The sequence below is a fragment of the Kitasatospora sp. NBC_00039 genome, assembly GCF_045160625.1.
In the GTDB taxonomy this organism is placed as follows: domain Bacteria; phylum Actinomycetota; class Actinomycetes; order Streptomycetales; family Streptomycetaceae; genus Kitasatospora.
Map to the genome: position 1 here is coordinate 446229 of NZ_CP108290.1, position 20590 is coordinate 466818.

Below are 20590 nucleotides of genomic sequence, written 5' to 3' on the forward strand. Positions count from 1 at the left end.
CTCCTCCGTGCCGCCGCTCCGCACGCCGGACGCCGATGCCTCCCGGCTCGTAACGCCTCTCACCTCGCTGCTGATGCCACCGGGCCGGCCGGACCACGCCCCGGTCGCGTCCGCGGCCACGGGCTGTTGTCGTGCTCGGGCCGGAGGGGCTACCTGCGTTCCTCGCTGCCGGAGCTGTCCCGCGCAGTCCGTCGGCAGCGCGCATCAGGACACGCAGCGATCTGCACCCCCTCCCGATCGTGGCGCTCGCTGCACCTCCGCCGGGCTGAGCGGGCCTCGGCGCCGACCGTCGAGGCCGGCACCCCGGGCGTCAGTCGGGGAGTCACCCGGGGAGTCGTCCGGGGCTCGGGACCAGCGGCCGGCCAGCAGATCGCCCACCAGCGCGCCGGCACCGTCGTGGTCGCTGCCCGCGGTGCCCTTGCCGGTCTGGAGGTTGGCCGTCCGGTCGATCTCCACCAGTGAATCCGCCCGGACCAGCGAGTCCCCGTGCGAGTTGTCGACCACAGTGATCAAACTGCCCTCCGCCGCCGCCGCCGGTGAGGCGAGGCCACCGAACATCGCCCACGCCCCGGCCAGCCCGGCGACGGCCACCCACCGCCGGGCCGCCGTGCGCGACGGCCCGGCGCCGCTCACGGCCGGGCCGTGGTGCACCGCACCGCGGGCGGACGTCACGCCCGCACCGCCTCACGTGCGCGCGGGTGGGCGATGTTCCGCTCCAGCAGCTCGGTGGACTCGCGGACGCCGATCCGGCGGCTCTCCCCGGCCGGGGCGGGCAGCCGGCCGTCGGCCACCTTGAGCCCCGCCAGCGCCTCGTCCATCGCCCGGTGCGCCGCGAACAGGCAGGGCGTGCTGTAGATCGCGACGTCCACCCCGAGGCCGGCCAGCTCCGAAAGCGACAGCCGCGGCGACTTGCCGCCGGCGATCTGGTTGAAGAGCAGGGGCTTGTCGCCGACGACCTTGCGGATCCGCCGGATCCACTCCTCACTGCGCACCCCGTCGACCAGGACGACGTCCGCCTCGGTCTCGGCGAGCGCCTCGGCGCGCCGCAGGATGTCCGCCTCCTCGGTGGCGTCCGTGCGCGCCACGACCACGAGGTCGGTGCGGTTGGCAAGCACCTGGTTGAGCTTCTCCAGGTACTCCTCCAGCGGCAGCACCTGTTTGCCGTCGGCGTGGCCGCAGCGGCGCGGGCGCTTCTGGTCCTCCAGGATGACGCCGGAGGCGCCGATCCGCTCCAGGCGGCGCACCACGTGGCAGGCCACCTCGGGATCGACGTAGCCGTCGTCGATGTCGACGAGCAGGTGGTGCCGTGGAAAGGCGCCGCGCAGCCGCTCGACGAAGGCCACCATGTCCGGCCAGGCGATGAATCCGATGTCGGGCAGGCCGTAGTAGGAGGCGGCGAATCCGAAGCCCGAGACGAACATGCCGTGGTAATGCTCGGCCGCGATGGAGGCTGAGTACATGTCGTAGACGCCGATGAGCGGGGTCGCCCCCGGGGTCGCGATCTCCTCGCGGAGCCGCTGTCCGTAGCCCGGTGCCGGGTTTCCGTGAAGCAAGGTCTTCTCCTCACGTACAAGGGTGTGACTTTGCCTGGACTTGGCCATTTCCAGGGCCAACTGAGGCGCTATCACTATGCGACCTTTAATGTTCCGTGGGCAAATCTTTAAAGGAAGTTCCCTCGTGTGAGTGACGCTCCATCTATTGATATGGATGGCATACGAAAAGGCGGTGGCGGGGCGCCGTCCGCCCCGCCATCGGGGGCACGCCCCGCAGGGCGCGGTTCAGCCGCGTGCCGCCCCGGGGCGGAGCCTGCGTGCGGCGGCCCGGCCGGCGACGGCGAGCAGGTAGGCCGTGCCTGCCGGGGCGAGCACCCGCGCGGCTGTGGCGTCCGGGCCGACCGCTCCGCCCGCCGGAGCCGGCAGCGGAACGGCGAGCAGCAGTGCACCGGCCCCCTGTCGGTCCAGAGCCGGCTGCGGCTGCAGATCGCGATGATTCCTTCCGGCATCACCGTACGGCTGACGATATGTACCGTCGGGCCCGCAATGGGCGGGGACGTGCAGTTCGAGGCACCAGGGGCCGAAGCCCTCGGTCGCGGCCGCCGCGGCGGCCGGCCCGGTGAGCCGCTTGCGCTGGAACTGGAGCCGGCCGAGCTGGTACAGCTCGCCCCGGAAGTGCAGCGTCAGCCAGGAGGGGTTGGCCAGGCCGCCGGACCGGCCCCGTCCGCGGTTCAGTGCGAGGTGCCGGCCGAGGTCGGCAAGGGTCGCCCGGGTCACCTCCGGCCCGATCCCGAGGGCCTGGTGGTACGCCCGCGTGTACGGCGCGAGCGCCACGAGCAGGAGCGTCGCGAGGTAGTCGGTGCCGTCGGAGCCCTCCGGCCAGCCGCCCCAGAGCCCGGACGTCTGCCCGACCGTGCCGATCGCCGCCACCTGGGTGCGCAGGGCGGCGTCGAAGTCGGCGCGCATCCCCTGGTCCCGGGCCAGGCGCCGGCGCGCGGCGAGCAGTCCGTTCACGTCCTCGAACGGCACCGCGAGACCGAGCAGCGCCTCCAGCAGCTGTTCCGCGTCCGGCAACGCCGATGGCGCGGACACCGGCGGCTCGAACGACGGCGGCTCGGACGACGGCGGCTCGGACGACGGCGGCTCGGACGACGATGCATCCAACGCCCCTGGCTCCAACGCCCCACCTCCACGCCCGGACCGGCCCCGACGCGGTGCCCCCTACCCACGCCCGCTCCCGACCAGAGCGGCCCGAAGGGGCGCACGGCTCAGCGCAACAGTGTGAAGACCAGGGCGCAGACGCCGCCGAGGGCCGTTCCGGCGAGCACCTGCGCCGGCGTGTGGGCCTTCGACACCTACCGCCCCGCCCGCCGGTTGCGCACCGCCCGCAGTACCTGCCGGGCCGCGCGGGTGGCGACCGGAGGCAGCAGGTCGAGGGCGAGCCGCCGCGGGGCCGAGCGGCGCGCCTGCGACGGAGCCGGCTTCACCGCGTAGTTGAGCCGCACCACCCGCGCGCCCGCGATGGTGTCCTCGTCCACCGTGTAGCCCTCGGCCCGCCAGTCCCGGGCGAGCAGCACCTGCTGCGCGGCCTCGGCGTCCCCCCACGTCCCGTAGAACTTCATCGGGGTGAGCAGGACCGGCCGCAGCCCGCCGGTGAAGACCGCCTGCCAGACCGCCGCCGAGACGCCCGGGGTGTGCTCCGAGCGATAGTCGTCGAGCGCGACCAGCCCGTCCTCGGCCAGCGCCGCCCGGGCCACCGCGATGTCCCCGGCCACGTGCTCGTAGAGGTGGGAGGCGTCGATGTGGACGAAGCGGCAGCTGCCGTCCGGGATCCGTCCGTCGGCCAGCACCGAGGTCGGTGCCTGCACGATCACCGGCAGTCGGCTGTGGAACGCCAGGTAGTTGGCCTCGAAGGCGGTCCGGGTGAGGGTCTTGCGGTAGGACATCACCATCTCGGCGGCGTTGTCGGCGTCGCCGGCCTCGGAGTCGAACAGGTCGCAGACGGTCAGCTGCTCGCCCGGCCGGAGGTGGTCGCCGAGCAGGACGGCGCTGCGGCCGAGGTAGGTGCCCAGTTCGAGGAGGTCGCCGGTGCGGCCCGCCTCGCTCTGGGCGGTGAGGAAGTGCCCGAAGGACTCCTGGTCGACCTTGAAGAACCAGCCGGGGATGCCGTCCCGGGTCAGACGCGGGGGGCGGGCGGTTTCGGTGTCGGCAACGGGCACGGTGGCCTCCAGGGGTGCGGGCAGAGCCCGGCGCGTACGGTCCACCCCGCGGCGGTGCGCCGTGGTGTGAGGCGGATCATCATAGCCACGGGGCGCCGCTGTTGCGCCCTGTCGGGAGGGGGCGATTCGCGCTGGTGTACGACCGGCCCGGCGCGGCTCGGAAGGCCCTGCCCGGCATGGCTCAGGACGCCCCTTCCGCGGGCGGTCCGGGTCGGCCTGCCCCGGCCCAGGAGGCCGATCCCGTGGACGGCCCGGGGCGGCCTGGCCCGGCTCAGAAGGCCCGGCTGGCCTCCAGCTCCGCGATGGTCTCGGCCAGCCAGGCCCGCTCGGCCGCCCCGGAGGCGCGCGCGACCAGCAGCATGCCGCGCCGGAACGGGCTCGGCTCCTGCTCGGCGGCGACCGGCCGGCCGTCGGCGTCGTAGAAGAAGCTGCTCGGCGCCTCCAGGAACGCCAGCCGGCGCCGCAGCACCGCGGCCTGCCGGGCCGGATCGGTGAGGCGGTCGAGGAAGGCCGCGACGGTGAAGAAGCGGATCTGGTCGGAGATCTCGGCCTCGGCCGGGTCGGCCAGCCGGCGCTCCAGCTCGGTGCGGCCCTCGTCCGTCAGCTCCAGCACCTGGCGCGGTACGGCGCCGCTGCCCGGCTCGGTGCGGCGCACCAGCAGTCCGGCCTTCTCCAGCCGGGTGATGGCGGGGTAGAGCGCGCCGTCGCTGACCGGTCGGACGTGGCCGGTCAGCGCGGTGATCCGGGACTTCAACTCGTAGCCGTGCAGCGGCTCGTCGTGCAGGAAGCCGAGGATCGCGAGGGTCAGCACAGTTGAAGCCCTTCCGTCGCCGCGCGCTCTGTCCGTGCGCCATGTTACCTCTTGCCGATGCGTATCGATTCGATGTATCTCTATTCGATGCATCGTGCCTCGAATCGAGGCAGCAGGCAACAGGCAACAGACATCAGGCAACGGGCAACGGGCCGTGGCCAGGCCGGAACGACGGGGGACACCATGCGAGGACATCTGCCGAAGCTGATCGCGTTGGCCGGGCCGGTCTACGGCGAACTGCTCTCCGGGGTGATCGCCTCGGTCATCGGCGCCGTCTGGGTGGCCGGCCTCGGCGGAGCCGCCGTCGCCGCCGTCACCCTCGCGGGCACCGTGGAGAACCTCCTGCTCGGCCTCGTCCTGGTGGTCTCCTCGGGCACCACCGTCCGTCTCTCGCACGCCCTCGGTGCCGACGACCCGGTGGCCGCCGGCCGCACCGCGCGGGCCGCCTGGCGGCTCTGCGCCGCCGGCAGCCTCGCCCTCGCGGTGCCCGGCTTCCTGCTCCGGGAGGAGATCGCGGGCGCCTTCCTGGACGGTCCGGCCGCCGGGCTCGCCGCGGACTGGTTCGCGGTGGCCTTCCCGGCGTTCGGGCTCTTCTTCGCCCAGCGGGTCGCCGACGAGCTCTTCAAGGGCAGCGGGGACACCCGCACGCCGATGCGGATCGCGCTGCTCTCCAACGCCCTGCTGCTCGTCCTCGACCCGCTGCTGATCCTCGGCCCCGGCCCCTTTCCGGCGCTCGGCGTGACCGGCGGCGCCGTCGCCCTGACCATCTCGCGCGCCGTCGGCCTTGCCGTGACGCTGCTGCTCCGGAGCCGGCGCCGGCTGTCGGCCCCGCGCGGCGGGACGGGCCCGAGCGCCCGCCGGATCCTCGCGGCCGGGGCCCCGATCGGGCTCGACTTCACCGCCCGAATGGGCGTCGGCACCGCGCAGCTCGGCCTGGTCGCCTCCTTCGGCGTCCCGGCGGTCGCGGGCTACGGGGTCGGGTACCGCGTTCTGCTGATCGTCACCATGGCCTTCTACGCCGTCCGGCAGGCCGCCGCCATCGAGGCCGCCCGGCTCACCGGCGCGGGCGACACCGCCGCGCTGCGCAGCCTCGGCCGGGACACCGCGCGCCTGGCCGGCGGCCTCGGCGCGGGCGCGGCCGTCCTCTGTGCGACGCTCGCCGGCCCGGTCACCACACTGTTCACCGACGACCCGGCGGTGGCCGCCCAGTCCGTCGGATTCCTGCGGATGGCGGGCCTCTACCTGCTCCCGTACGCCCTGGTGGTGGCCCTCGGCGGCGTCCACCAGGCCACCGGTGCCGGGCGCCGCCTGGTCGTCGCCGCCCTGCTCGGCCTCAGCCTCCAGCTCGCCGCCGGCAGCACCCTCTCCGGCCCGCTCGGCGTGCACGGCCTCTGGGCCGGCATGACGGTGGGCGCCCTCGCACAGCTGGGGCTGATGCGGCTGCTGACCGGCCGGAGGCGGAAGGGCCCGGAGGCGGCGGCGGTGGACGCGGAGCAGCCCTTCGGCCGGGTGGGAGCCCGGTAGGGGAAGACGTCGGTGCGCCGGACCAGGACGGGCCGAATCCGGTGGACGAGCGACCCTAGGCCTCGGCCACCGGTGCTCCCGCCGGCGCTGCCGGGCCCGGCAGCCTGCCGGCCAGCACGACGCCGACCGCCGCGACACCCGCGAGGGCCAGCAGCGCCGGGCCCATGGCCTCCGCCGGCGGCCGTCCCGCCGCCAGGGTGGTTGCGGCGGCCACGCCCAGGGCCGGCCCGATGTTCATCGCGGTCTGCTGGAGGCCTCCCGCCACACCCGCGTCGGCCACCGAGGCGTCGCGGACGATGACGGCGGTCGCGGTGACCATCACCGTCCCGAACCCGGCGCCCAGCAACAGGAAGGCGCCGCCGATCGCGACCGCGCCGGAGGACTCGTCGAAGCGGGAGGCCAGCAGCACGCCGGCCGAGATGAGGACCATGCCCGACGCGACCGTGCGCCGCGCGCCGTGGTGGCGCAGCAGGACGGCGGAGGCGGGGGCGGCGAGCACCATCGTCACGGCGAGCGGCAGCGCTCGGAGCCCGCTCTGGAACGGGTCCAGGGCGAGGACGTCCTGCAGGAAGTACGTTCCGAGGAACAGGGTGCCGAAGATCGCCGCCGATGCCGTCAGCAGCACCCCGAGTGCCGCGCCTGCCGTGGCCGACCCCAGGACGTGCGGCGGCAGCAACGGGCGTGGCGTGCGCCGCTCGTGCCGGACGAAGGCGGCGGCGAGCAGGACGGCGGCGGGCAGGGCGAGTGCCGTGGTCACCGTCCACCCGTGCTCGGGGACGCCGGCCAGGGTGTGCACCAGGCAGACCAGCGCCGCCGCGAGCAGTGCCGCGCCGGGCAGGTCGAGGCCGGCGGTGCGGTCGCCGGCCGGTTGCGGCAGCCGCACGAGCAGGGCCGACAGGCCGGCCGCTGCGGCGGGTGCGACGGTGAGGAAGAAGACGGCCCGCCAGCCGAGTTGGGCGGTGAGGGCGCCGCCGACCAGTGGGCCGGCGGCGGCCGCCAGCCCGATCGCACTGGTGCGCAGGGCGATCGGCACGGCGAGCCGGTCGGCGGGGTAGGCGGCGCGCAGCATGCCCAGGGTGGCCGGTTGCAGCAGTGCTCCGGCCACCCCCTGAGCGGCGCGCAGGCCGATGATCCAGCCGATGCCGGGTGCCACGGCGATTCCGGCCGAGGCGGCGGCGAAGCCCAGCACGCCGACGGCGAAGACACGTTGGTGCCCGAAGCGGTCGCCGAGCCGCCCGGCGAAGACCAGTAGGCTCGCCACGGCGATGAGGTAGGCGGTGCTGGTCCACTGCACCGCGGCGAAGGAGGCGTGCAGGTCGCGCTGCATGCTCGGCTGGGCGACGGTGAGCACCGTGCCGTCGAGGGCGACGATGGCGGCGCCGATGATGCTCCCGGCGAGGGTCAGGCGTTGCCGTGTGCCGGGGTTCACCGCGGTTCGGGCCCGACGTGGGCGGCCAGGGCCGTGGTCAGCAGCGGGCCGAGGTCGTCGGAGCCGGTGGCGAGTTGAAGGCTGCCCCAGGCCCGCAGCTGGGCGAGGCCGTGCAGGTTGGCCCAGAGCGCGGCGGCGACGGCCGCGGGCCGGGCGCCGGAGGGCGGCTCCACCTCGGCGACCAGCCGGGTGAAGGTCTCGAACAGCGGCAGTGTGGTCTTCCGCAGGCCTGCTCCGCTGCCCTCCAGGAGGTCGTGACGGAACATCAGGTCGAACATGCCGGGGTTGGAGGCGGCGTAGTCGAGGTATCCACGGGAGAGCGCGGCGAGCCGGGCGCGGGGGGCGTCCCCCGCGGCGGCGTCGGCGGTGGCGAGCGCGGAGCCCAGCTCCTCGAACCCGTGCCGGGCGATGGCCGACAGCAGCTCGACGTGGGTCGCGAAGTGGCGACGGGGCGCGCCGTGCGAGACGCCGGCCTGGCGGGCGATCTCGCGCAGGGTGAGCGCGTGGACGCCCTCCCTGGTGACGAGTTCGACGCCGGCGGCCACCAGCCGGGCGCGCAGGCCCGTGTCCTGATCGTTCATGGGCACTGTCTACCAGGCTGGCGTAGACAGTGTCTACTCGCGGCCCCTCCGCCCCAGACCCACCGGCTCCCGGGCCGGGCCGCCCCGGATCTGCCCCCGTGCTCGCCGGTGCACGGCGGCGCGGGGCAGAATCGGCGGTATGGACGAAGGCGGCGAACCGGCCTGCTGGCTGGACCGGGTGTGCGAGGAGTGCGGGCGGCTGCGTGAGCGGCCGGGGCGGGAGCCCTGCGAGAACTGCGGCGCCCCGGCGGAGCCGGCCTCGGAGCCCAGGAGGGAGCCCGGGAGGGACCGGGCGGGCTGATCAGTCCCGGGCAGGGCTCGGCGAGGCAGCCCGTCGAGCGTCCCGTCCTCCAGGTGTGCGGGCGCGAGCGGCGTCAGGCCGGCTGTGTCCGCCGGCTGCTCGGCTTCAGTCGGCCCCGGCCCCGGCCCCGGCCCCGGCCCCCGCCCCCGCCCTGGATCCGCACCCGTCCCCGTCCCGGGCCTCAGCCCCGCCCCCGCCCCCGGCCCGGCGCCAGGCGCCCACCGAGCCGACCCCCGCAGGTGCCCCCACACTGCGCCGAGCCCCTCCACCGCGGGCTGGGTGTACCGCGCGGCGAGCGGCCCGGTGACCACCAGGATCAGTACGTACGCCGTGGCGAACGGCCCGAGTCCGGGCTCGACGCCCGCCGTGACGGCCAGCCCGGCGATGACGATCGAGAACTCCCCGCGCGAGACCAGCGCCCCGCCGGCCCGCCAGCGGCCGCGGGCCGCGATCCCGGCGCGGCGGGCGGCCCAGTACCCGTGCCGATCTTGGTCAGCGCGGTGACCAGTGCCAGCAGCAGCGCGGGCAGCAGCACCGGCGGAATGCCGGTCGGCTCGGTGCTCAGCCCGAAGAAGACGAAGAAGACCGCCGCGAAGAGGTCCCGCAGCGGGCTGAGACCGCCCGCGTGCTGCTGACCGGCCGTCCGGTGGGCGGGCGTCAGGGCGCCCACCAGGGCCGCGGACTCTCCGGCCGTCAGCCGGATCGCCTGGGAGCAGGCGTCCGGTCGTCCGAACGGTAGACGCTGAGACTCCGTGAGCCGTCCCGGTGGGCGATGACCGACAGGTGCCGTTGTTCTCGGGTGGTCAGGTCGTACTGGACGCCGACGCCGGGCAGGGGTGTGGTCCGGACACGGGGGATCGACACGGCGGCTGTCCTCTCGTCAGGGCTTTCCGCGGGCGTGTCAATGGTAATGACTGTGTAAAGTCCCGCTGCTCGGAGGCCTGTCGGGCCCTCCCGTGAAGGCGCCTGAGCGCTCCGGAACGTGCGGTACCCCGGTGCCGTACGCGCGATCGCGCGTACGGCACCGGGGTACCGGCCGAGGGGGAGCAGTGCCGGCCCGTCCGCGGGCTCGCGGGGGTGGCCGGCCCGGGTCGGCGGGCCTACTGGGGAGGCTGGTCGCGGAACTGGTCCTTGAGCTTCTCCTGCCCCGTGTCGACCTGGCCGCTGTACTTGCCCTGAGTCCGTTCGTCGACGGCGTCGCCCGCCTTGTCGACGGCCTTGTCGGCCTGGTCCTCGTGGCCCTTCAGCATGTGCTTGAGCTTCTCCATCATGGACATACGGTCACACTCCTGGATGAGACGGCCCCACCCCTCCAGCATCACCGCGCCACCGGATGTCCGCATCCGGTCAGCTTGCGCGGCAGGGTTGGCAAGGTGGCGCCGAGCATGTCAAATCGAGAGTCCCACGGACTGTCGGAAGGACCTGCCTTGAACGCTCGGACCCGTCGCCTGACCGCCTCCTCCCTCCCCACGCCCGCCGCCGCCCGGCGGGCGGCGGGCGCCGCACTGGCGGTCGCGGGCCTGGTGACGCCGCTGCTCCTGGTCGGCGCCGGGAGCGCGGCGGCCGACCCGGACCCGGCGCGCAAGGGCGCGAAGCTGGCCGCGAAGCTCGTCGAGGACAGCAGCGCCGACGACGCCTACGGCACCCTCCGGGCGCTCCAGAGGATCGCCGACCGCAACGGCGGCAATCGGGTGGCCGGCGCGCGCGGCCACGAGGAGTCGGCCCGCTACGTCTACGACCAGGCCCGCCGGGCCGGGCTGAAGGTGTCGAAGCAGGAGTTCGAGTACACGTTCTTCCAGGCCCTGTCGGAGCGGCTGTCCGTGGTGTCACCGCAGGCCGAGGACGTGCCGGTGAAGGCCATGACGTACTCGGCCGGCGGCCCGGCCGCCGGGCTGACCGCCCAGCTCGCCGTCGTCCCGGTGGACGACACCACCGGCTGCGAGGCGGGTGACTACGCGGCCGGCGCGTACACCGGCAGGATCGCGCTGATCAGGCGCGGCGGCTGCAGCTTCGCCGTCAAGCAGGCCGCGGCGGCCGACGCCGGCGCCGTCGGGGCGATCGTCTACAACAACACCGAGGGCGACCTCAACGGCACCCTCGGCGACCCGGCGGCCGGCAGGGTCCCGACCGGCGGCATCGGCAAGGCCGCCGGCGAGGCCCTGGCCGCCGAGGCCGCCGCCGGACCGGTCACCGTCGGCCTGGACATCCGCACCTTCATGGAGAAGCGGAAGACCTGGAACGTCCTCGCCGAGACCCGCGACGGCGACGAGAACAACACCGTCGTCGTCGGCGCCCACCTCGACTCCGTGGTGGCCGGCCCGGGCATCAACGACAACGGCTCCGGCTCGGCGGGCATCCTGGAGGTCGCGGAGAACCTCGCCGGGCGGCAGGTCAAGAACAAGGTCCGGTTCGCCTGGTGGTCCGCCGAGGAGTTCGGCCTCAAGGGCTCCGAGGCCTACGTGAACGCGCTGCCCGAGGCCGAGAAGAAGAAGATCAGGCTCTACCTGAACTTCGACATGATCGCCTCGCCCAACTCCGCCCAGTTCGTCTACGACGGCGACGACTCCGACCACGTCGGCTCCGGCCCCGGCCCGGACGGCTCGGCGCAGCTGGAGCGGCACATCACCGACTACCTCGACCGGCGCGGACTCCCGCACGAGGGCACCGACTTCACCGGCCGCTCCGACTACGGCCCGTTCATCGACGCCGGGATCCCGGCCGGCGGCACCGACACCGGCGCAGAAGGCATCAAGTCCGCGGCCCAGGCGGCACGGTACGGCGGCACCGCCGGGGTGGCCTTCGACAAGTGCTACCACCAGGCCTGCGACAACCTGGGCAACCTGGACATGACGGCCTTCGATGCCAACATCGACGTCATCGCCGACTCCGTGGGCACCTACGCCTGGGACCTCTCCTCCCTGCACGCCCCGGTGCCGCCGCAGCACACCGACGGCCAGGCCGGCAGCGGCGGCGGCCTCCAGGAGGGCCACGCACACGAGGTCGAAGCCTGACGAACCGGGATCAAGCGGGCCGGCGGACCCAGGGGCGGGGCCGCCGGTACCCGGCCGGGCTGCGTTCGGCCGGGGTCCGGTGGGTGCGCCGGGCAGGGTCCTGACACCATGGCACCGAGATCACGTCACCGTGACACCCTCGGAGGAGTCAGCACCATGAGCAGCACGCACTACGACGTCGTCGTCCTCGGCGCGGGCCCCGGCGGCTACACGGCCGCCGTCCGCGCTTCCCAGCTGGGCCTGCGCACGGCCGTCATCGAGGCCAAGTACTGGGGCGGGGTCTGCCTGAACGTCGGCTGCATCCCGTCGAAGGCGCTGCTGCGCAACGCCGAGCTGGCGCACATCTTCACCAAGGAGGCCAAGACCTTCGGCATCGAGGTCGAGGGCCAGGTCCGCTTCGACTTCGGCGCGGCGTTCAAGCGCAGCCGCACCGTCGCCGACGGCCGGGTCAAGGGCGTCCACTACCTGATGAAGAAGAACGGCATCACCGAGTACGACGGCCGGGGCACCTTCGTCGACGACCGCACCCTCCAGGTCGCGCTGACCGGCGGCGGCTTCGAGCTCGTCACCTTCGACCATTGCATCATCGCCGCCGGTGCCACCACCCGGCTGCTGCCCGGCACCAGCCTCAGCGACCGCGTGGTCACCTACGAGGAGCAGATCCTCACCGAGGAACTGCCCGGGAGCATCATCATCGCGGGCGCCGGCGCGATCGGCGTCGAGTTCGCGTACGTGCTGCACAACTACGGCGTGAAGGTCACCATCGTCGAGTTCCTCGACCGGATGGTGCCGCTGGAGGACGCCGAGGTCTCGGCCGAGCTGGCCAAGCAGTACCGCAAGCTCGGCATCGAGGTGCTCACCTCCACCCGGGTCGACGCCATCGACGACAAGGACCCGGCCGCCAAGGTGCAGGTCACCGTCACCCGCAACGGCCGGCAGGAGGTGCTGGAGGCCGACAAGGTGCTCCAGGCGATCGGCTTCGCGCCGCGCGTCAACGGCTACGGCCTGGAGAACACCGGCGTGAAGCTCACCGAGCGCGGCGCGATCGCGGTCGACGGCCGGGGCCGCACCAACGTCGGGCACATCTTCGCGATCGGCGACGTCACGGCCAAGCTGATGCTGGCCCACGCGGCCGAGTCGATGGGCGTCATCGCCGCCGAGACCATCGGCGGGGCGGAGACCATGGAGCTCGACTTCGCGATGATCCCGCGCGCCACCTACTGCCAGCCGCAGATCGCCAGCTTCGGCTACACCGAGGCGCAGGCCCGTGACCTGGGCTACGACGTCAAGGTCTCCAAGTTCCCGTTCACCGCCAACGGCAAGGCGCACGGCCTCGGCCACCCCATCGGCTTCGTCAAGGTGATCAGCGACGGCAAGTACGGCGAGCTGCTCGGGGCCCACCTGATCGGCCCCGAGGTCACCGAGCTGCTGCCCGAGCTGACCCTGGCCCAGCAGTGGGACCTCACCGTGCACGAGGTCGCCCGCAACGTCCACGCCCACCCGACCCTGGGTGAGGCGGTCAAGGAGGCGATCCACGGCCTGGCCGGGCACATGATCAACATGTGACGCCGTTCCGCTGCTCCAGCCGACGCCGGGGCGTCGGGGGCCGGGCCGACTGACGATTTTCGACTGTCGGCCCGTCCGGGCGCTGTTGCGTCGCCCCGCCGAGTCGGTGCTCGGCGGGGCGACGGGCCGTGACACCGGGGACATTCGCGGCGCATGCTCGAAGGGCGACCGGGCGTCGATGGTCGATGCCCGGCCCACGACGGGAGTGTGCGCGATGACTTCCCACCCGAACCGCCGCCGAGCGCCTTTCATCGTTGTACCGTTCGCCGTGCTGGGCGCCGTGGTGCTGGGTATGGCCGGCTGTTCCGGAAACTCGGGCCACCCTTCGGGTACCGGGGGCAGCGCGACCGCACCGTCCAGCAGCGGGCCCGCAACGGTCACCCCGCCGAGCACCGGCCCGTCGACCACCGTCCCGCCGAGCACCGTCCCGCCGAGCACCGCGCCCGCCCCTGCGACCGGCCTGCACGATTGTGCGACCAGCCAACTTGCGGTCGTGCAGACCGACGTGAGCGTCGGCGCGGGTCAGTACTACTCGACCCTGGCGTTCACCAACACCTCTGACACTGCCTGTTCCCTGACCGGCTACCCGGGGGTGTCGTATGTCGGAGAGAACGGCGTGCAGTCGGGCAACCCCGCCGACCGCTCCCCGGGCACGGTCACCACGGTCACGCTGCAGCCGCACGGCACGGCAGGGGCGGTGCTGCACGATGCCAACGGCACGGGCGGGTACGACCCGGCGGAGTGCCGGCTCTCGCCCGCCGAGGGGCTGCGGATCTACCCGCCGAACCAGACGGCCGCGCTGTTCCTTCCCTGGAGGACCGAGCACTGCTTGGGCCCGACCGTCAACTCCCTCATGATCGGTCCGGTTCAGCAGAATCCGGTCCGCTGACCAACGCGTGACCAGCCGGCAGGCCGTCGACTCGGCGGGCGGGCGCCGAACGGGTGTCCGGAGGATCGGGGCGGTGACCGATCCGGGGCTCCTCCGTGGCCGTACTTCACCGTTGCTCGACGGCCTGCCGGCGTACCCGGCAGTCCGTTCGGATCGGGCCGGCCGCCCCTTTCGGTGAACCGGGCCCCGCACGGGCCGCCCAGCGCCCGCACCTGCCGCGTGTGGGCCCCTGGTCAGCCGGACGGCGCCGACGGCAGGTCCCGGGCCTGCTCCAGCTCGTCCGCCCGCTTCTGGAGGTCCGCGGCGATGTCGTCCCAGTCCGGCCCGTGCAGGTACAGGCTCTGCGCCGCCTCGCGCATCAGCTCCGGCTCGTCCGGCCGCTGGAGGAGGATCAGCCGGTAGGCGAGGTTGCGGATCCGGACCGGGATGTGGCCGTCGACCAGGTACGGGGACAGCTCGCGCAGCATGGCGAGGATCGCGTCCGCGTCGGCGAAGGTGAGTCTCTCGATGAAGTAGTGCTCGTGGTGCTCGCCGTCGCACGCGGGCACCGGCCGGTGTTCGTCGCCGTAGAGGCAGCGGGCGTATTCCGCCAGTGTGCTGTGCATGGGCCGCATCCTACGGTGTGCTCCGCGGAGGCCTGTGCTCGCCAGCACCGGCCGAGGAGAATGCCCGGATGACCGATGTGACCCTCAACTTCTGGAAGCAGCGCCTCGATGCGGTGCCCGAGACCCTCTGGGACCGAACCGACCTGACGGTGCTGATCCTCGCGGAGACCGGCCTGAGCGAACTCCCGCCCGCCATCGGCCGTCTGCGCCGCCTGCGCACCCTCGACCTCGGGCACAACGCGCTCACCGCCGTCCCGGACGAGCTCGGCGAACTCAGCGGCCTGGCCGACTTCCTGTACCTGCACGACAACGCCCTGACCCGCCTTCCGGACACGCTCGGCGGGCTCACCGCACTGCGCTATCTCAACATCGGCGAGAACCAGCTCACCGAACTCCCCGACGCTCTCGGCGAGATGAGCGGGCTGATCGAGCTGCGGGCGCAGCAGAACCGGCTGACCGTGCTGCCGGACACGCTCGGCCGGCTGGGTGCCCTGCGCGAACTCTGGCTGCGCGGCAACGCGTTGACCTCGCTACCGGCATCCGTCGCCCGGCTGACCGGGCTGCGCGAACTCGAACTGCGCGAGAACGCCTTCGCCGAAGTCCCGCCGGCGCTCGCCGGGTTGCCGCAGCTGCGCCGGCTCGACCTGCGCGGCAACCGGCTCACCGCCCTGCCGGATTGGCTCGCCGAGCCGGCCGCGCTGCCCGCCCTGGAGAAGCTCGACCTGCGCTGGAACGACGTCACGCCGTCGCCCCGGCTGCTCGCCGCCCTGGGCGCGCGCGGCTGCGTCGTCCTGTACTGAGAGGTCGGGAACAGCGGCCTACCGAGAGGCCGAGGAGCGTGGTACCGAGAGCCCGGGGACGGCGGCGTACCCGAGAGCCCGGGCCCGGAAAATGATCGCCGGGCGTGCCGGCGGCCTGTTACCGTGGGGGACATGAAGCGCGCTGCAGCCGTCCAGACGACGACGCCGGAGAGAGTCCCGGCGCGCTGACTGTTGAGCCAGTACGAAGCCCCGGGGCGAGTGCCCCGGGGCTTCGTCGTACCCGGTCCACTCGCCCGCCGATCCGCGGAACCGCCGTTCTGCCGACGCCCCCGAGTGGAGACCGCCACCATGCACGACCACCGCCGACTCGGCCGTGAACTCGACCTGTTCGACACCGACCCGCTGATGGGCGCCGGCCTGCCGTACTGGCTGCCCGCCGGCGCCGCCGTCCGGCACACCCTGGAGGAGTTCATCCGAGGGCGCGAACAGCGGGCCGGCTACCGCCACGTGTACTCCCCGGTGCTGGGCAAACGTGAGCTGTACGAGATCTCCGGCCACTGGTCGCACTACCGCGAGGACATGTTCCCGCCGATGGACCTCGGCTCCGAGCAGGTCGTCCTGCGGCCCAGCCTCTGTCCGCACCATGCCCTGATCTACCGCTCCCGCGCCCGCAGCTACCGGGAACTCCCGCTGAGGATGGCCGAGTTGGGCGGCATGTACCGCGCCGAGCTGTCCGGGGTGCTCGGCGGCCTCACCCGGGTGCGGGCGATCCAGCTGAACGACGCGCACATCTTCTGCACCCCCGAGCAGGCCGCCGACGAGGCGGTCGCCGCGCTGGAGCTGATCCGCGAGGCGCACCGCGCACTCGGCATCCGCCCGGTCCGCTACCGCCTCTCGCTACCCGGCGAAGGCGGCAAGTACGTGGCCGACCCTGCTCTCTGGGAGCGGGCCACCGCGCTGCTGAGCGACGTCCTGGAGCGGTCCGGGGTGCCCTTCGAGGCCGCGGAGGGCGAGGCGGCGTTCTACGGGCCGAAGATCGACATCCAGATCGCCGACGGTGCCGGACGCGAGTCCACCCTCTCCACCGTGCAGATCGACTTCCACCAGCCGGAGCGGTTCGGCCTGCACTACATCGGCGCGGACGGCGCCAAGCACCGGCCGGTGATGGTCCATCGCAGCGTGATCGGCAGCGTCGAGCGGGTCGTCGCCCACCTGATCGAGCTGTACGGCGGCGCGTTCCCGGCCTGGCTCGCGCCCACCCAGCTCGTCCTGCTGCCGGTCTCCGAGGACGAGCTGCCGCAGGCCGAGCGGCTCCGGCAGCGCTGCCTCGACCAGGGCCTGCGGGCGGAGGTCGCCGGGCCCGAGCACGGCAGCCTCGGCGCCAGGATCCGCGAGGCCCGGCTGGTCCCGTACCAGGCGGTGATCGGCGCCAGGGAGGCGGTGGACGAGCGGGTGGCGCTGCGGCTGCGCGACGGGCGCCGGCTCGACCCGATGCCCGCGGGCGAGGCGCTGGCCCGGATCGGCGCCCTGGTGGACGCGTGCAGCGCCGAGCTGTGGGAGGCGGCCGACGCCCGTGCCTGAACGGGTCCGAGCCACCCAGTCGTACACCACCTCGGACCCCTACCGGAGGCACCCCCGTGCACTTTCACCCCCACCCGCTTCACCCGCCGAATCGCCCTCCCCGCCCTCACCGCCTGCCTCGCCCTGGCCGGCGCCGCCGTCGAGGCCCCCGCGGGGCCCGCTGCCCGTCAGAGGCGCCGTGGGGCGGAAAGGCGCAGCCGTACACCTCGTCGCCGGTCCGGAACCGCGTCACCTGCTCGCCGACTGCCTCCACCACTCCGCGCAGGTCGAGTCCCAGAGTGAACGGCGGGGCGCCGAACTTGCGCACCGTTCCGGAACGGATCTTCCAGTCGGCCGGATTCACTCCGGCCGCGTGGACGCGCACCAGCGCCTCGCCCGGACCCGGCAGTCCGGTCTCGACGAGCTCCAGAACGTCTGGGCCGCCATAGCCCCGGAGCCCGTTCGACCGCCGGTCCGGGGGAGCCGAGGACGCGGTCAGTAGGACTGCAGCTCGATCAGGCGGCCTTCGGGGTCGCGGAGGTGGGCGCTGCGCAGGTTGGGCCCCCACGCGGGGCGGTTCGTGGCGACGGCGGCGAGCATGCCGCCGCTGCGCAGGCAGAGGGCGAGCGCCTGGTCCACGTCGTCCACCCGGAGGACCAGCATGGCGGCGTCCTGGACGGACGGCGGCTCGGCGGGGAGCCCGGCGGTGCCGAGCGTGATGGCCATCAGTGCGCGGTCGTACAGGGCCAGCACGGCCTGGTCCGCGACGTCCCAGTTGGCGTACGGGCCCTCCGGCGAGCCCTTGGCCAGGGTGGCGCCGGTGAGCGGCGGCAGGATCGCGTCGTAGAACGCGAAGCACTCGGCGAAGCGGGAGACGAGCAGGCGGTTGTACAGGGCGTCCACGACGGGCTCCGGGGGTGGTGGGCTCAGCTCATGAGGAATTGACGGGTGAATTGATGGGTTGGCGCCCACTATAGGGCTGCACCTAGACTTCTGCCATGATCTCCGAGAGCGCCGCGAGCACCGGGACCGCCGGTCCCGCCGACGGGCCCACCGACGGGACCGCCGGTCCCGCCGACGGGCCCACCGACGGGACCGCCGGTCCCGCCGACGGGACCACCGAGCGGTCCACCCCGCCCACGCTGCTGGACCTCACCACCTACCTGCTCTCCCGGACCGGCAAGACCGCCCGCGGCCTGCTCGCCGAGCGGCTGTCGCAGCGCGGCCTGCGGCTCTGGGACATGGCGGTGCTCGCCGCACTGGCCGACTTCGGGCCGCACGCCCAGCGCGACCTGGTCCGCCGGCTCGGCGTGGACGCCAGCGACATGGCCAAGGTCGCCGACCAGCTGGCCGGCGCCGGCTACGTCGAGCGGATGCGCGACACGGCGGACCGCCGGCGTGTCTCGGTCAGCATCACCGAGGCCGGGCGGACCGCCCTGGCCGAACTGGACGCCGAGGCACGCGCCGTGCAGGACGAGATCCTGACGCCGCTCGAACCGGCGGAGCGCCACGTCCTGCACGACCTGCTGCGTCGCGTCCACGAGGGGCTGCCCGGTACGCCCTGACGGCCGGGCCGGGGAGGGCCCGCAGGGCCGATGCCTCCGGCGGGCCGGTGGGCTTGGTCGGCTTGGTCGGGTCAGGCCTGTCCGCCGAGTGGGAGTGGGCGGCGGGCGCCCGCGAACTCGCTCGACCAGTGCGGGTCTTCGAACACGCCCGGAAGGCGGGCGACGAGGGTGCCGGTGTGCTCGGCGTGGATCATCGCGCCGTCGCCCACGTAGACGCCGACGTGGTGCAGCGGGGCGTCCGAGCGGGAGAAGAAGAGCAGGTCGCCGGGGAGCAGGTCGGTGCGAGCCACCGGGGCGGAGCGGTGGTACTGGGCGACGGTGTAGTGGGCGAGGTCCACCGCGCCGCCGCTGGCCCGGTACCAGCAGTACAGCGAGAGTCCGCTGCAGTCGAAGCCGACGGTGCTCTCGCCGAGGCACTGGCCGTTCAGGTAGCCGTTCTCCTCGTCGCAGAAGCCGATGCCCGCGCCCAGCCGGTCGCCGCCGCCCCAGGCGTAGGGCACTCCGAGCTGTGCGGCGGCCACCGCGGCGGCCAGCCGGCCCCAGTCCGCGGGCTCGGTGGGGTCGTCGGGCGGCGCGGTTCGGCGGGACCGGCTGGCCGGGTTGGTCTGGCCGGGCGCGGCCGCGGCGGGAGCGGCGGCGGCCAGGGCCGGGGCGACGCCCGTGCCCAGCGCCAGCCCCAGCATCCGGCGGCGGCCGACACTTCGGCCCGAGGGTGGGAACACCATGGAAAACCCCCTGGTAGTGGTGGAGTGCCAGGATCCCGGCCCGGCGGCGGGGCCCGCCATCACCCGCAACGGTGAACCGGGTGCGCGCCCGTCCAGGAGGTGTACGGCGGGCGCCGGTAATTGGTTTGACGGTCGGTCATCAGCGGTCGACGATGAGGCGGAATCCCCCGTTCGACCATTTGGAGCGCGTCATGGGCAGTGCCGTCCGGCTGATCCGCAACCGCCGGCTGACGCAGGCCGTCGACTACGCCTACGGTGCGGCCGTCGATGCCCCGGTGCGCTCGCTCTGGCTGGCGGGCTCCTGCCCGCTCGACGCCGAGGGGCGGACGGTGGCGGTCGGCGACTACGAGGGCCAGGCCCATCAGGTCATGCGGAATCTGATAACCGTCCTGGAGGGCGAGGGTGCCGCGCTCACCGACCTGGTCCGGACGACGGTGTACGTGGTCTCCTCCAGTCAGAGCGACCTGGTGAAGGTCTGGGAGGTCTACCGCTCGTACCTGGGGAGCCACGACGTCCCGAGCACGTTGCTGGGCGTCTCGGTGCTCGGGTACGACGACCAGCTGGTCGAGGTCGAGGCGGTCGCCGTGCTCTCCTGATCCCTGAGGATGGGCCGACCGGGGCGAGCGCGGTCAGCCGGCGGCGAGGAGGTCGCCCCTCGTCGCCCGGTGCGGGCCGGGTCACTCCTGCTTGACGGCGGAGAGGTCGAACTCCAGCACCACCTTGTCGCCGACCAGGACGCCGCCGCCCTCCAGCGCGGCGTTCCAGGTGATCCCGTAGTCCTTGCGGCTGATGGCGACCGAGCCCTCGAGGCCGACCCGGAGGCTGCCCTGCGGGTCCCGGGCGTTGCCCGTGTACTCGAAGTCGATGGTGACCGCGCGGGTGGTCTCCTTGATGGTGAGATCGCCGGTCACCCGGTACTCGGTGTCGCTCAGCCGCTCGACCGCCGTCGAGGTGAAGGTGAGCTTCGGGTGGTTGGGTGCGTCGAGGAAGTCATTGGTGCGTAGGTGGCCGTCCCGTTGCTCGTTGCCGGTGTCGATGCTCGCGGCCTCGATGGAGACCTGGGCGGTGGAGCGAGACGGGTCGGTCCCGTCCAGGTGGGCGGTGCCGTTGAAGGTGTGGAAGGAGCCGCGCACCTTCGTCACCATGGCGTGCCGCGCCACGAAGCCGATCCGGGTGTGCGCGGGGTCCAGGACGTAGTCGCCGGTGAGCTCGGCCAGGGGGGTCGTCATGGTTGCGGGGTCTCCTGACGGGTGCGGTGCTGGGGTCCGGCGCCCGTGGCGCGGGTGGGGCCGCCGGGTGCCGTGACGGGCGTTGGTGCCCGTCTGTGGTGCCGGTGCTCGTCGGCGGTGCCGGTGGTCTGTGCCGCGCGCGGGGCGCCCCGGGTCACGCTAGGCGCCGACGGCCGGTGCCGCACCCGCTGGTTCGCCCGATCGGCCCCGGTCGGCGCCCACCCGCCCGGCCGGCCCGTGTGGCGCACCTGTGGAAGATCTTCGCGAATCCTTGACCGCATAAGTGGTCTATGCCAATCTCTCGGCCAGGTCTGGACCAAT

The 20590-nt window shown here is 73.6% G+C and carries 21 protein-coding genes and 1 pseudogene; 8 read left to right on the forward strand and 14 right to left on the reverse strand.

Annotated features, from left to right (window positions below):
• Nucleotides 1–204: 204 nt before the first annotated feature.
• The 5 genes from OG286_RS38210 to OG286_RS38230 form a co-directional block, all read right to left on the reverse strand.
• Nucleotides 205–672, reverse strand: a complete 468-nt coding sequence (locus OG286_RS38210) for a hypothetical protein (protein WP_331741761.1) — start codon at nt 670–672, stop codon at nt 205–207.
• On the reverse strand, nt 669–1553 hold the full coding sequence (locus OG286_RS38215; RefSeq protein WP_405358685.1) for an oxaloacetate decarboxylase: 885 nt from the start codon (nt 1551–1553) through the stop codon (nt 669–671). The genes OG286_RS38210 and OG286_RS38215 overlap by 4 nt, the downstream gene beginning before the upstream one ends.
• A 225-nt stretch (nt 1554–1778) precedes the next feature.
• Nucleotides 1779–2657 (reverse strand): acyltransferase domain-containing protein, encoded by an 879-nt coding sequence (locus OG286_RS38220; RefSeq protein WP_405358684.1) that lies wholly within the window; start codon nt 2655–2657, stop codon nt 1779–1781.
• 191 nt (nt 2658–2848) lie between these two features.
• Complete coding sequence (locus tag OG286_RS38225) at nt 2849–3712, reverse strand: class I SAM-dependent methyltransferase (protein WP_331741770.1); 864 nt, start codon at nt 3710–3712, stop codon at nt 2849–2851.
• Between the two features lie 271 nt (nt 3713–3983).
• Nucleotides 3984–4523, reverse strand: coding sequence for a PadR family transcriptional regulator (locus OG286_RS38230; protein ID WP_331741773.1), 540 nt, complete (start codon nt 4521–4523; stop codon nt 3984–3986).
• A gap of 183 nt (nt 4524–4706) precedes the next feature.
• Here OG286_RS38230 and OG286_RS38235 point away from each other — a divergent pair, with 183 nt between their 5' ends.
• Nucleotides 4707–6047, forward strand: a complete 1341-nt coding sequence (locus OG286_RS38235; protein WP_331741776.1) for an MATE family efflux transporter — start codon at nt 4707–4709, stop codon at nt 6045–6047.
• A gap of 55 nt (nt 6048–6102) precedes the next feature.
• Here the strand turns inward: OG286_RS38235 and OG286_RS38240 are convergent, their stop codons facing one another.
• From OG286_RS38240 to OG286_RS38255, 4 genes and pseudogenes are all read right to left on the reverse strand, one after another.
• Complete coding sequence (locus OG286_RS38240; protein WP_331741779.1) at nt 6103–7476, reverse strand: MFS transporter; 1374 nt, start codon at nt 7474–7476, stop codon at nt 6103–6105.
• Complete coding sequence (locus tag OG286_RS38245) at nt 7473–8057, reverse strand: TetR/AcrR family transcriptional regulator (RefSeq protein ID WP_331741782.1); 585 nt, start codon at nt 8055–8057, stop codon at nt 7473–7475. Before OG286_RS38245 ends, OG286_RS38240 begins: the two co-directional genes overlap by 4 nt.
• A gap of 938 nt (nt 8058–8995) precedes the next feature.
• Nucleotides 8996–9222, reverse strand: a pseudogene (locus OG286_RS38250) (potassium transporter TrkA); the annotation flags it as partial.
• Between the two features lie 236 nt (nt 9223–9458).
• The gene (locus tag OG286_RS38255) at nt 9459–9635 is read right to left on the reverse strand and encodes an antitoxin (RefSeq protein ID WP_331741785.1); all 177 of its coding nucleotides are present in this window, start codon (nt 9633–9635) and stop codon (nt 9459–9461) included.
• Between the two features lie 228 nt (nt 9636–9863).
• On the opposite strand from OG286_RS38255, the gene OG286_RS38260 reads away from it, so the two are divergent.
• The 3 genes from OG286_RS38260 (at nt 9864) to OG286_RS38270 (ending at nt 13824) form a co-directional block, all read left to right on the forward strand.
• Complete coding sequence (locus OG286_RS38260) at nt 9864–11369, forward strand: M28 family metallopeptidase (RefSeq protein ID WP_396322161.1); 1506 nt, start codon at nt 9864–9866, stop codon at nt 11367–11369.
• 156 nt (nt 11370–11525) lie between these two features.
• Entirely contained in the window at nt 11526–12935 is a 1410-nt protein-coding gene (gene lpdA / locus OG286_RS38265; protein WP_331741788.1) for a dihydrolipoyl dehydrogenase, read from the forward strand.
• Between the two features lie 214 nt (nt 12936–13149).
• Nucleotides 13150–13824 (forward strand): DUF4232 domain-containing protein, encoded by a 675-nt coding sequence (locus OG286_RS38270; RefSeq protein WP_331741791.1) that lies wholly within the window; start codon nt 13150–13152, stop codon nt 13822–13824.
• Nucleotides 13825–14057: 233 nt separating this feature from the next.
• Here the strand turns inward: OG286_RS38270 and OG286_RS38275 are convergent, their stop codons facing one another.
• Nucleotides 14058–14429 (reverse strand): hypothetical protein, encoded by a 372-nt coding sequence (locus OG286_RS38275; RefSeq protein WP_331741793.1) that lies wholly within the window; start codon nt 14427–14429, stop codon nt 14058–14060.
• Nucleotides 14430–14497: 68 nt separating this feature from the next.
• On the opposite strand from OG286_RS38275, the gene OG286_RS38280 reads away from it, so the two are divergent.
• Together OG286_RS38280 and thrS are read left to right on the forward strand one after the other, a co-directional pair.
• The gene (locus OG286_RS38280; RefSeq protein WP_331741796.1) at nt 14498–15229 is read left to right on the forward strand and encodes a leucine-rich repeat domain-containing protein; all 732 of its coding nucleotides are present in this window, start codon (nt 14498–14500) and stop codon (nt 15227–15229) included.
• A 309-nt stretch (nt 15230–15538) separates the two neighbouring features.
• Nucleotides 15539–16771, forward strand: coding sequence for a threonine--tRNA ligase (gene thrS, locus OG286_RS38285; protein WP_331741799.1), 1233 nt, complete (start codon nt 15539–15541; stop codon nt 16769–16771).
• Between the two features lie 106 nt (nt 16772–16877).
• Here thrS and OG286_RS38290 read toward each other — a convergent pair whose 3' ends face one another.
• On the reverse strand, nt 16878–17318 hold the full coding sequence (locus OG286_RS38290) for an alcohol dehydrogenase catalytic domain-containing protein (protein WP_396322146.1): 441 nt from the start codon (nt 17316–17318) through the stop codon (nt 16878–16880).
• A complete protein-coding gene (locus OG286_RS38295) occupies nt 17246–17653 on the reverse strand; it encodes a glyoxalase/bleomycin resistance/extradiol dioxygenase family protein (RefSeq protein ID WP_331741803.1) in 408 nt (135 codons plus the stop codon). The genes OG286_RS38290 and OG286_RS38295 overlap by 73 nt, the downstream gene beginning before the upstream one ends.
• Nucleotides 17654–17748: 95 nt before the next feature.
• Between OG286_RS38295 and OG286_RS38300 the strand changes: the two genes are divergently transcribed.
• Nucleotides 17749–18315, forward strand: coding sequence for a MarR family winged helix-turn-helix transcriptional regulator (locus tag OG286_RS38300; protein WP_331741804.1), 567 nt, complete (start codon nt 17749–17751; stop codon nt 18313–18315).
• A gap of 71 nt (nt 18316–18386) precedes the next feature.
• On the opposite strand, the gene OG286_RS38305 is transcribed toward OG286_RS38300, so the two are convergent.
• Nucleotides 18387–19040, reverse strand: coding sequence for a C40 family peptidase (locus OG286_RS38305; protein ID WP_331741807.1), 654 nt, complete (start codon nt 19038–19040; stop codon nt 18387–18389).
• A 191-nt stretch (nt 19041–19231) separates the two neighbouring features.
• On the opposite strand from OG286_RS38305, the gene OG286_RS38310 reads away from it, so the two are divergent.
• Nucleotides 19232–19636, forward strand: a complete 405-nt coding sequence (locus OG286_RS38310) for a RidA family protein (RefSeq protein WP_331741810.1) — start codon at nt 19232–19234, stop codon at nt 19634–19636.
• Nucleotides 19637–19717: 81 nt separating this feature from the next.
• Here OG286_RS38310 and OG286_RS38315 read toward each other — a convergent pair whose 3' ends face one another.
• Nucleotides 19718–20269, reverse strand: coding sequence for a YceI family protein (locus OG286_RS38315; protein ID WP_331741813.1), 552 nt, complete (start codon nt 20267–20269; stop codon nt 19718–19720).
• Nucleotides 20270–20590 lie beyond the last annotated feature (321 nt).

Coding starts and splice junctions, on each gene's coding strand:
- OG286_RS38235 (WP_331741776.1), top strand. CDS start 4,707: ATGCGAGGACATCTGCCGAAGCTGATCGCGTTGGCCGGGCCGGTCTAC.
- OG286_RS38245 (WP_331741782.1), bottom strand. CDS start 8,057: ATGAACGATCAGGACACGGGCCTGCGCGCCCGGCTGGTGGCCGCCGGC.
- OG286_RS38255 (WP_331741785.1), bottom strand. CDS start 9,635: ATGTCCATGATGGAGAAGCTCAAGCACATGCTGAAGGGCCACGAGGAC.
- lpdA (WP_331741788.1), top strand. CDS start 11,526: ATGAGCAGCACGCACTACGACGTCGTCGTCCTCGGCGCGGGCCCCGGC.
- OG286_RS38270 (WP_331741791.1), top strand. CDS start 13,150: ATGACTTCCCACCCGAACCGCCGCCGAGCGCCTTTCATCGTTGTACCG.
- OG286_RS38275 (WP_331741793.1), bottom strand. CDS start 14,429: ATGCACAGCACACTGGCGGAATACGCCCGCTGCCTCTACGGCGACGAA.
- OG286_RS38280 (WP_331741796.1), top strand. CDS start 14,498: ATGACCGATGTGACCCTCAACTTCTGGAAGCAGCGCCTCGATGCGGTG.
- thrS (WP_331741799.1), top strand. CDS start 15,539: ATGCACGACCACCGCCGACTCGGCCGTGAACTCGACCTGTTCGACACC.
- OG286_RS38300 (WP_331741804.1), top strand. CDS start 17,749: ATGATCTCCGAGAGCGCCGCGAGCACCGGGACCGCCGGTCCCGCCGAC.
- OG286_RS38305 (WP_331741807.1), bottom strand. CDS start 19,040: ATGGTGTTCCCACCCTCGGGCCGAAGTGTCGGCCGCCGCCGGATGCTG.
- OG286_RS38310 (WP_331741810.1), top strand. CDS start 19,232: ATGGGCAGTGCCGTCCGGCTGATCCGCAACCGCCGGCTGACGCAGGCC.
- OG286_RS38315 (WP_331741813.1), bottom strand. CDS start 20,269: ATGACGACCCCCCTGGCCGAGCTCACCGGCGACTACGTCCTGGACCCC.